The organism is Neisseria sp. HMSC03D10 (assembly GCF_001807625.1).
Classification (GTDB): domain Bacteria; phylum Pseudomonadota; class Gammaproteobacteria; order Burkholderiales; family Neisseriaceae; genus Neisseria; species Neisseria mucosa.
Map to the genome: position 1 here is coordinate 1 of NZ_KV789610.1, position 1,855 is coordinate 1,855.

Genomic DNA, 1,855 nt, shown 5'->3' on the forward strand with positions numbered 1-1,855 from the left:
ATCATGGCTTGTGCGGTTTGCTGAAAGAAGGTACTCAGGCTATATCGGACAAGCTAAATAGGGAATTGCCACTTACCAGAGCCGTTTGTGAGTTGGTGGTTGAAAAAATGAAATTTGCGTATCCTATCCTTGTTCTTGTTATAATTCAGTAACTTTTTAAGTTAAATTAGATAAAAAATATGATCAACCTGCCTTATGTTTTGACCGATATTTATGGCATTTGGTGGATACCGTTTTTGGTAATTTGCTGTGGTGCTTTAATTTTGGGACGGTTCGGACTTCGTCGTAATCCCGTTGTTGCACGCCGTTGCCTTCGTGCAGGTTCGATAGCCTTATTCTGCTTTATTATTGGTACTCTGCTTGCTATGTCTGTCATCAATATGCTGCAATGGAGGAGTATTTGGACAATAGAAAGGCCTGTCAAGGGAGTGGATCGGCCATATTTGGCAGGTATTGAAGACCTGTCTGCGGATGCCCGTATAACTGTTGCTGTTAAAAGTAGCGAGAGGTTAAGTGTATCTAGCCCGACACAAAAATTTTATTGGAACGATTTTCCTCTGACGGTGTTGAGTTTCCCGGAAGAATATGATTGGGTACTCATCCCGGCAGAATACGGGCGTGTGCTACGCAATAAGCGCACGTTCAGTTGGCAAGGGAAAACGTGTCTGTCCGACGGGGATTTCTATTTTAAACGGCGTGCCAAGGGTAGCATAGGAATAAGGCCGGAGGATTTCGAATTGACGAATTGTCGTACTGAATCCGATCAAAGCATTATCCGAACGCCGCAAGGCATTATCCGTTTATTGGATTCGCCCAGACCGAAATCTGATGATGAGTGGCCGGAGCAGGATTCGGCAGGCTCGGTCAATATTTATCACTATTATGACGGTCATGACAGCTGGAGCGAAAATGCAGACGGCAGTCCGAATGGTGTGGCATTGGATTTACCTGTCCTGCAGTACTCTGATGGAATAGATGTTCGTGAACTGCGTACCGATGCGGAAAACAGGCTGACTGCGATTGTTGCTGAATTTAATTCTCTGCCTAATGGTCGGGACAGTACCAGAGAAGACATGATTTCAATCGGTAAGTGCCGTTATTATCCAGCCAGTGTGATACTGACTGATTTTACTGAAACCGAAGCGCGCTGGCATTTCAAAATTTATGATAATGATGAATATCGGCAACCGGCAGAATGTGCCGAACAGATTTTGCCTTATCGCTTGGGCAGGGGAAAGTTGCGCGGGTAGGCAGGGAATGGCAATGTTAGATAATTCACTATGAGTCTGGCTGTTCTAGTACTGCCGAATTGCCGTTTTGAGGCCTTTTCAATAATATGAGGGCGGATTCGCATTTAAAGTGCAACTTTCCATAACAGAAAAAGGCCAGTATGCGGTAGCATACGGCCTTTCCTGCAAGAAAGATTGCCATGAGCTACACACAACTGACCCAAGACGAACGATACCATATCCAATACCTGTCCCGCCACTGCACCATCGCCGAAATCGCCAAACATCTTAACCGCCACAAAAGCACCATCAGCCGTGAAATCAAGCTATACCGCATCCAAGGGCAGCAATACAGCGCCGAAAAAGCCCAACGGCAAAGCCGGCTGACCAAACAGCACCGGCGAAAACCCTATAAGCTCGATTCGCAGCTGGTTCAACACATCGACACCCTTATCCGCCGCAAACTCAGTCCCGAACAGGTATGTGCCTACCTGCATAAACACCACGGGATCACACTCCATCACAGCACCGTTTACCGCCACCTCCACCAAGACAAAAGCAACGGCGGCACATGGACCGGAGGCAAAGTACCCAACCGCGTCGGCATAGAAAACCGACCTGCTATC

Annotated in this window: 2 protein-coding genes; both read left to right on the plus strand. The window is 47.0% G+C overall.

Going from position 1 to position 1,855, the window contains the following annotated elements:
* Positions 1-179: 179 nt before the first annotated feature.
* Positions 180-1,250, plus strand: coding sequence for a hypothetical protein (locus HMPREF3066_RS11260; protein ID WP_060974401.1), 1,071 nt, complete (start codon positions 180-182; stop codon positions 1,248-1,250).
* Between the two features lie 179 nt (positions 1,251-1,429).
* On the plus strand, positions 1,430-1,855 hold a 426-nt coding region (locus tag HMPREF3066_RS11265; protein ID WP_141743223.1), incomplete at its 3' end, for a helix-turn-helix domain-containing protein.